Source organism: Streptomyces sp. BR123 (assembly GCF_013401435.1).
Classification (GTDB): Bacteria; Actinomycetota; Actinomycetes; order Streptomycetales; family Streptomycetaceae; genus Streptomyces.
Window position 1 is genome coordinate 1 of record NZ_JACBGN010000315.1, and the last position, 7,851, is coordinate 7,851.

9 protein-coding genes and 1 pseudogene are annotated in these 7,851 nt (G+C 72.5%); 5 read left to right on the top strand and 5 right to left on the bottom strand.

Annotated features, from left to right (window positions below):
- A pseudogene (locus tag HYE82_RS30995) lies at positions 1–282 on the top strand (peptidase); the annotation flags it as partial.
- A 152-nt stretch (positions 283–434) separates the two neighbouring features.
- Positions 435–788 carry a hypothetical protein gene (locus tag HYE82_RS31000; RefSeq protein WP_179177520.1) on the top strand — a complete coding sequence of 118 codons (354 nt, stop codon included), beginning with the start codon at positions 435–437 and terminating at the stop codon, positions 786–788.
- A 95-nt stretch (positions 789–883) separates the two neighbouring features.
- Here HYE82_RS31000 and HYE82_RS31005 read toward each other — a convergent pair whose 3' ends face one another.
- Complete coding sequence (locus tag HYE82_RS31005; RefSeq protein WP_179177521.1) at positions 884–1,123, bottom strand: chaplin; 240 nt, start codon at positions 1,121–1,123, stop codon at positions 884–886.
- Between the two features lie 172 nt (positions 1,124–1,295).
- Positions 1,296–1,781, bottom strand: a complete 486-nt coding sequence (locus HYE82_RS31010; RefSeq protein ID WP_179177522.1) for a hypothetical protein — start codon at positions 1,779–1,781, stop codon at positions 1,296–1,298.
- A gap of 297 nt (positions 1,782–2,078) precedes the next feature.
- Between HYE82_RS31010 and HYE82_RS31015 the strand changes: the two genes are divergently transcribed.
- Positions 2,079–2,486 (top strand): rodlin, encoded by a 408-nt coding sequence (locus HYE82_RS31015; protein ID WP_179177523.1) that lies wholly within the window; start codon positions 2,079–2,081, stop codon positions 2,484–2,486.
- A 111-nt stretch (positions 2,487–2,597) separates the two neighbouring features.
- Here HYE82_RS31015 and HYE82_RS31020 read toward each other — a convergent pair whose 3' ends face one another.
- Positions 2,598–3,239, bottom strand: coding sequence for a vitamin K epoxide reductase family protein (locus tag HYE82_RS31020; RefSeq protein WP_179177524.1), 642 nt, complete (start codon positions 3,237–3,239; stop codon positions 2,598–2,600).
- Between the two features lie 192 nt (positions 3,240–3,431).
- Between HYE82_RS31020 and HYE82_RS31025 the strand changes: the two genes are divergently transcribed.
- On the top strand, positions 3,432–4,208 hold the full coding sequence (locus HYE82_RS31025) for a DUF6227 family protein (RefSeq protein WP_179177525.1): 777 nt from the start codon (positions 3,432–3,434) through the stop codon (positions 4,206–4,208).
- 10 nt (positions 4,209–4,218) lie between these two features.
- Here the strand turns inward: HYE82_RS31025 and pfkB are convergent, their stop codons facing one another.
- Positions 4,219–5,283 (bottom strand): 1-phosphofructokinase, encoded by a 1,065-nt coding sequence (pfkB, locus tag HYE82_RS31030; RefSeq protein WP_179177526.1) that lies wholly within the window; start codon positions 5,281–5,283, stop codon positions 4,219–4,221.
- Positions 5,284–5,403: 120 nt separating this feature from the next.
- Positions 5,404–6,834 (bottom strand): MFS transporter, encoded by a 1,431-nt coding sequence (locus HYE82_RS31035; RefSeq protein ID WP_306439661.1) that lies wholly within the window; start codon positions 6,832–6,834, stop codon positions 5,404–5,406.
- A 194-nt stretch (positions 6,835–7,028) separates the two neighbouring features.
- On the opposite strand from HYE82_RS31035, the gene HYE82_RS31040 reads away from it, so the two are divergent.
- The coding region (locus tag HYE82_RS31040) for a YafY family protein (RefSeq protein WP_179177528.1) at positions 7,029–7,851 on the top strand (823 nt) is incomplete at its 3' end.

Sequence of the window (7,851 nt, forward strand, 5' to 3'; positions counted from 1 at the left end):
CCGCACGGCAGCATGCCCGTCACGCTCCCGGCTCCGGCCCCCGCCCCGGAGTCGGCACCTCCCGCCGACCAGCCGTCGGCCGTCCCCGCCGGTGACACCCCGGTCCACGCGGTCCCCCTGCCGGCCCCGGCGCCCTTCCCCGTACCGGCGCCCGCGCGGGCGGCGTCCCCGGTGCCCGTCCTCGCCGAGACCGGCGCGGGCCAGGCCGGCGCCGCGGCCCTGCTGGCCTCCGCCCTCGTCCTGGGCGGCGCGGTCCTGTACCGCAGGTCCCGTACCGCCTGAGCGCCGGAGGAATCGGAAGAAAAACCGGCCGGAGAATCCCTGAGGGATTCTCCGGCCGTTCACGTGCCCTCGCACGCGTTTCCGCCGCGGCACGGAATCGTTAGGCAGGACGAAAGTGGTGCGACGGTCACCGCTGGAAAAGGAATTCGACAATGAAGCTCACGAAGGTCGCCGCTGTCGTGGCCGGTTCCGTTGCCGCCCTCGGGGCCTCCGCTCCGGCGTTCGCCGCCGGGGGCTCGGCCGCAATGCCCCCCATGAGCCTGACGGGCGGGGCGACACAGGCCGTCGACTCTCTCGCCCCGGTCGCCGAGAACCTGCCCCAGACGCTCGGCAACGGCCTGGCCGAGCAGGGCCAGACCGTCGACAAGGTCATGGCCACCGGCCAGCGGGTCAACGAGCTCCGCAACGACGCCCCGGGTGAGGTGCTCGGCCTGGCGAACGGGGCCACGAAGGCCTCCCCGCTCCTCGGCGGGGTGCAGCTCAACGGCGACGGCAAGCGTTCCTGACCTCCCGGCTCCCGCCGCGAGAAAACCGTGGGCGCCACCGGCGAGGCCGGTGGCGCCCACGGTCCGATGCCGTCGTCACGGACGCGGCGCCAGGCTCAGGCGTTGACGCAGGTGTTGCCGAACACCGGGTTCAGCAGGCCGTAGCCGCCGAAGGAGTTGCCGCAGATGTTGATCGGGAAGTGGAGCGGGATCTGCACGATGTTGCCGGAGGCGACGCCGGGGGAACCCACGGCCGCGGCCTCGGCCGTGGAGTCGGCGAAGGCGGTGCCCGCGACGCCGGCTGCGATGAGACCGGCGGAGGCAAGGACCAGGGCGGCCTTCTTGGCAGAGTTCATGGGAGCTGCACCTTCCGTTCGACGTTACGCCCCGACCAGACCGGGGCTCACACGGAGAGGAACGGCCCGGGCTCCCCGACGGACACGGCCTCGGGCAGGATCAAACCTGTTCAGCCCAATCCCCCGTGCCACAGGCGGGTTTCCGGCCACTCACCCCTGCCCGCACCCTCCCTCACGTGAGTGCGGGAACGTCCGGGACCTCGGGGATCTCGGGGATCTCCCAGATCTCCCAGATCTCGGGGATCTCGGGGATCTCGGGAATCTCGGGGATCTCCGGGATCTCCGGGACCGTCGGCAGGCCGCCCGTCGACGGCAGAGTGACGGGCGGACCGGGGATCGTGATCGGCGACTCCGGCACAGACGGCAGATCGGGGAGGATCGGCAGCGTGCCCCCGGGCAGCAGCCCCGCGAGGCTCTTCAACAGCCCGTCCAAGGTGGTGGAGATGCCGGTGAGCAGGTCGTCGATCGGGCCTGCCGGGACCACGGCCCGGCGCTCCTCCGCTTCCTGCCGGACCGCCGCCACTCGTTTGCGCAGGGACGCGGCGGTCTCACCGTCCGCGGCGCCCGCGGGGGCGGCCGCGCCGGTGAGTATGACGGCGACGAGGGCCGACGGGGCGAGGGCGCGGGCGCGGAAGCGGAACGACACGGAGCGGCGCATGGGGTTCCTTCGCTGGTCGCAGAAAAACGGACCCGAGCGATCCGCTTCATTGCCCACCGTGGTGACATCGTGCACGGACTGCAACCGGGGCCGGGCCGAACGCAGGAACCGCCGCGCAGGGACCTTGCCCCGGGCTGCGTACGGGCTTCGCGCAGGCGTCCGGGCCGGACTCACCCGAGCCGGGGAAAAGCCCTCGGGGCGCGGGCCGTTCGAGTGAAGCCCCGGAACCAACCCGACGGAGGGGCAGTTGACCAGGGCGCTCCACTAGCGGGCATTCATGCGAAAAAAGGACCAATCATGCTCAAGAAGATCATGACTGCTGCCGCGGTCACCGCCGCCGCCCTCGGTGCGGGCGCCACCCTCGCCGCCCCGGCCATGGCCCTCGGCGACGACAACGGGATCAACACCCTCAACGGCAACGGCTCCCAGCAGATCTACGGCAACCAGAAGACCGCCGGCGACATGAGCCCGCAGCTCGGCCTGGTCCAGGGCTCCCTCAACAAGCCCTGCATCGGCCTGCCGGCGAAGGTCAACGCCCAGACCCTCGCCAGCTCGCTGGTCGGCGTCCAGGACGTCCCGATCCTGTCCAACCCGATGAACCAGCAGTGCACCGAGAACTCCACCCAGGCCAAGGGCGACGAGGCGCTCTCGCACATCCTGGACAACATCCCGATCCTCTCCGGCAACGCCTCCGTCGGCAGCTGATCCTCCGCTCCCTCCCCAACCCCCACGGTTCGGGCCTGCGCCCGTGGAGCGATGTGACGAGGGCCCCGACAGCCTCCGGCTGCCGGGGCCCTCGCACGCACCCGTCCGCCGTCAGCTCGTCCAGAACTCCCACCACCGGGTCAGCACCAGCATCCCGATCACCCCGGTGTGCAGGACGGGCGGCACCCAGCCGAACTCGGCGAGGAAGCACCGCACCGGCCCGGGAGCGGGCAGGCACCCGCTGCCGACGTTGTGCGCGGTGACCGCCCAGAACATCACGAGCGTCGCCACCCACGTCAGGCAGCACCACAGGCACAGCGCGTTGATCTCGTAGAGCGACTGGGCCATCAGCCAGGTGCAGAAACCGACGCCGAAGGCCATGCCGGCGTTCAGTCCCAGCCAGAACCAGCCGCGCTGCCGAGCGCCCGCCAGCAGGCTCGCGCCGACGCACACCACGGCCCCGAACGCCACCAGTCCCAGCATGGGGTTGGGGAATCCGAAGGCCTGCGCCTGCTCGCTCTGCATCACGCTGCCGCAGGAAACCACCGGGTTGAGGCTGCAGGCGGGCTTGAAGTCGGGGTCCTGGAGCAGGAGGAACTTGTCGAGGGTGATCACCCAGGAGGCCAGCACGCCCGCGGCCCCGGTGAGGACCAGCAGCCAGGCCAACGCCCTTGGCGCGGCGTCCGGTTCGCCCTCGTGTCGAGTGCCGGGCCGCCCCTGCTGGCGGGGAAGACCCATTGTTTTCGTAGCCATACCGCCCATGGTCCCGCGCTCCAGGACAGACCCGGGCGAACCCTCCGCATTCCGCCACAAGTTGACCTGAAGGGATGGCGGGAACCCCCGTTCCTTCCCGGACGTTTTAACGAACCCCGGACGTGATGTCAGAGCCAGGGGCTACGTTGTGCTTCCGCGAAGTCACAAGCTGCGACGGCCTGGAGACCCACCTTGAGCGATCCGTACGAGACAACCGAGGCGCACCTCGAGCGACTCCTGGGCCGCGCCCTCAACTCCTATGACCTGTCGGACCGGTTGGTCGAGCGCCTCGGGACGGCGCTCGCCCACAGTTCTTCGCTGTACACCACGAGCCACAGCCCGGCGGCGGGGCGGTGGCGGGAGACCCACCGGCACACCTACCTGCTCTCCGACGGCGGTGCGGCGTCCCTGTGGGAGCTGGTGTACCGGCACGAGGGCGACCGGACCATACGGCACGAGGTCTTCGCGAGCCGCACCGAGTTCCGCCTGGCCGTGGCCCGGCTGTTCGGCGAGGCACCGGAGGGGGACGTCTTCGGCCCCGCGCCGTTCGGCCCGGAGGAGGAGCCCGAGGCGGCGGACCGGGACGCGGCCGCGCTGAGCGCGCTGCTCACCGCTCCGACCGCGGGGCAGCGGTACCGGGAGTACGCGGTGGAGCAGTCGGCCGACCACGCCCGGCGGGTGCTGCGGCGCGCCGAGAACGCCGACCGGCCCGGGGAGCGGACGGCCCTGCTGCTGAAGACGGCGTACGCGCACCGGATCACGCAGGCGTTCGGCACTCTGCAGTGCCTGGCCGACGGGCGGGACGTCGGATTCCGGCTGTACGAGCACGCGTTCGTCCTGCTGGACGGCAGCGAGATCAGCCTGTGGGAGGTCGAGCACACGGCGACGCCGGACGGGCGCCACATGTGCGAGGTCTACGGGACGGAGGCCGCGGCGCGCGGGGCGATGGAGGTCCGCGCGCACGGCTGAGGCGCTCCCGTCAGACGGCGGTCGGCTCGATCGGCCCGGTCGGCCCCACCGGCCCGACGGGCCCCACCGGCTCGACGGGCGGCGCCGGAGGTTCCCACCGCACCGGGGTCCGGCCGCCGGGGACGGCCGGCGCGGCCGGCTCGGTCAGGTGCCGGTCCAGGGGCGGCCTCGGTGTGATGCGGACGGCCTCGGGGCGCAGCTCCGCGGGGGTCGGCATGGCGCTGCCCGGGAGCCGGACGGCGGCCGCGCCGTGGGCCAGGGCGGAGGCGAGGGCCGCCGGGCCGCTGCCGCCCGCGACGAGGAAGCCGGCCAGTGCGGCGTCGCCGACGCCGGCGCTGCTGCGGACGGCTGTGACGGGGGCGGTGCCGTGGAAGATCCCGTCGGCCGAGACCAGCAACTGGCCGTCCGCTCCGAGCGTGGCCAGGACGGCGCCCGCTCCCCGGGAGCGCAGCTCCTCCGATGCGGCGGCCACATCGCCGAGCGTGCGCAGGGGGCGGCCCACCGCTTCCGCGAGCTCGTCCGCGTTCGGCTTCACCAGGTCCGGGCGGGCGCACAGCGCCTCCGCCAGGGCCGGGCCGGAGGCGTCCAGGGCGACCCGGGCGCCCGTCGCGCGGGCCCGGGCGACCGCGTCGGCGTACCAGTGGGACGGCAGGCCGGGCGGGAGGCTGCCGCAGGCCGCGATCCAGTCGGGGTTGTCCCCGCAGGTGCGGACGGTGTCCAGCAGGAGCGCGGATTCGGCCCCGGTGAGGACCGGGCCGGGTGCGTTGACCTTGGTGAGGGTGCCGTCCGGTTCGACGATCGAGACGTTGGAGCGGGTCTGCCCGGTGATCGAGACCGCTGTGACGTCCACTGCCTCGGCGGCCAGGAGCGCGGCGAGCAGGGTGCCGGTCGGGCCGCCGAGCGGGAGCACCGCCGCCGTCCGCACACCCGCGGCGGCCACGGCGCGCGAGACGTTGACCCCCTTGCCCCCGGGGTCGAGCCGGTCGGTGGCCGCGCGCAGGACGGCGCCCCGCTCCAGCAGGGGGACCTCGTACGTCCGGTCGAGGGAGGGGTTCGGGGTGACGGTGAGGATCATTCGGGCACGGCTCCCTTGGATTCCCCTCACCGTACGCCCGTTATGCCCGGAATCAAAAGGAACGGGCATGTCCGCCCGAAGGGGCCGACATGCCCGTGCGCAGGGGCGGCCACGGCCCGACTACGCGGCCGGGGCCGGCTCCGGAGCCTGCGGGGCCTGCTCGACGGCGCCCTCGCGCTGCTCGGGCGGCACCGACGTGCGCGGCAGCATGAACATCACCGCGAAGATCACCACCAGGACGGCCGCGATCCACCACAGCGCCCCGTGGAAGGCCTCCACGTACGGCGGCCCGAAGACGGAGTCGTCGTCCATCTGACCGAAGAAGACCACCGAGGTCAGGCCGAGGCCCAGGGCGTTGCCCATCTGGCCGGTGGTGTTGATCAGCCCGGAGGCGGAGCCCGCGTGCTCGCGCGGCACCTGGGACAGCACGGTGTCGGTGAGCGGGGCCACGATCAGGCCCATGCCGAGGCCCATGACGACCAGGGGGGCGGCCATCTGCCAGGAGGCGATCTCCATGCCGAAGTGCTTCGCCTCCCAGATGTAGAGCAGGATGCCCGCGGCCATGGTCAGCGCGCCCGTCTGGAGCACCTTGCGGCCGAAGCGCGGCACGAGCTTCTGCACCGACATGCCGGCGGCGACGGAGACCGCGATGGAGAACGGGACGCCGGTGAGTCCGGCCCGCAGGGCGCTCCAGCCGAGGCCCATCTGCATGTACAGCGTCCAGACCAGGAAGAAGATGCCGGTCGCGAGGCCGAAGGTCAGCTGGACGGCGATACCGCCCGCAAAGCTCTTGATCTTGAAGAGGGAGAGCTCGACCAGCGGGGAGCCGTCCTTGCGGATCTTGTGCTTCTCGTACGCGATGAACGCGGTGAAGACGAAGGGCACGAGGGCCATGGAGACGAAGCCCCACAGCGGCCAGCCGTTCTCCCGGCCGTGGGTCAGCGGGAAGATCAGCATGACCAGGCCGAGGGTCGCGAGGACGACGCCGACCAGGTCGAGGCGCAGGGCCGCCGGGGCCTTGGACTCGGTGATGAAGGCGCGGCCGAGCAGCACGCCGGCGATGCCGACGGGCAGGTTGATCAGGAAGATCGGGCGCCATTCGAGGCCGAAGAGGTTCCACTGGGTCAGCAGGGCGCCCAGCAGCGGGCCCGAGACGGCACCGAGTCCGACGATCGCCCCGAACATGCCGAAGACCTTGCCGCGCTCGTGCGGCGGGAAGCTGACGTGGATGATCGCCAGCACCTGCGGGACCATCATGGCCGCCATGCCGCCCTGGAGGATGCGGGCGGCGACGAGCACGTCCGGGTCGGGGGCGATGCCGCAGAGCAGCGAGGCGGCGGTGAAGCCGGCGATGCCTATGAGGAAGAGCCTCTTGCGGCCGTAGATGTCGCCGAGGCGGCCGCCGGTGATCAGGCCGGCCGCGAAGGCGAGCGCGTAACCCGCGGTGATCCATTGGATGGCGCTGGTGGAGGCGCCGAAGTCACCGCGCATGCTGGGTATCGCGATGTTGACGATCGTGACGTCGACCAGGTCCATGAAGGCCGCGGTCATCACGATGGCGAGCGCCAGCCAGCGGCGCCGGTCCGCGACGGGGGCGCCGGATTCGGCGGGGGCGGAGTTCCGCTCTTCGGATAGGGGCCCGGTCTTTCCTCCGGGCGATGTCATGGTCGTCTCGCTGCTCATGGGAAGAAACCTAGACTGTGTCTAGGTCAGATGGTGTCCTATTTTGCTGGCAGCCTGGCCCCATGACCGACACTCCGGCGCGGCTCCTCAGCCTGCTCTCCCTGCTGCAGACCCCGCGCGAATGGCCTGGCAGCGAACTGGCGGACCGGCTGCGGGTCAGTACGCGCACGATCCGCCGCGACATCGACCGCCTGCGGGAGCTGGGGTACCCGGTGGAGGCCACTCTGGGCCCGGAGGGCGGGTACCGGCTGGTGGCGGGCGCGGCGATGCCGCCGCTGCTGCTGGACGACGAGGAGGCCGTCGCGATCGCGGTGGGGCTGCGGGCGGGGGCCGGGCATGCCGTCGAGGGGGTCGAGGAGGCCTCCGTACGGGCGCTGGCCAAGCTGGAGCAGGTCCTGCCGGGGCGGCTGCGGCACAGGGTGAGCGCACTGCAGTCGGCCACGATCGCGCTGACCCGCGGCGACGGGGCCACCGTGGATCCGCGCACGCTGACGACGATGGCCTCGGCGGTGGCCGGGCAGGAGCGGATGCGGTTCGCGTACAGGGCGCGGGACGGGGCCGGCACGCGGCGGCTGGTGGAGCCGTACCGGCTGGTGAGCACGGGCAGCCGGTGGTACCTGGTGGCCTACGACATGGGCAGGGAGGACTGGCGGACCTTCCGCGTGGACCGGGTGGCGGAGCCCTTCGCGACCGGCGCCCGGTTCGCCCCGCGCGCGATGCCGATGGACGCCGTGGAATTCGTCCGCAGGGGGCTGCACGGCCGGCAGACGTACGCGGTGGAGGTCCGCTTCGGCGCCGGGGCGGAGCAGCTGCCCGGCTGGCTGCAGGGGCACGCCGTACCGGCGGACGGGGGCGCGGACACGGGGACGGGCACGGAGGCGAGTG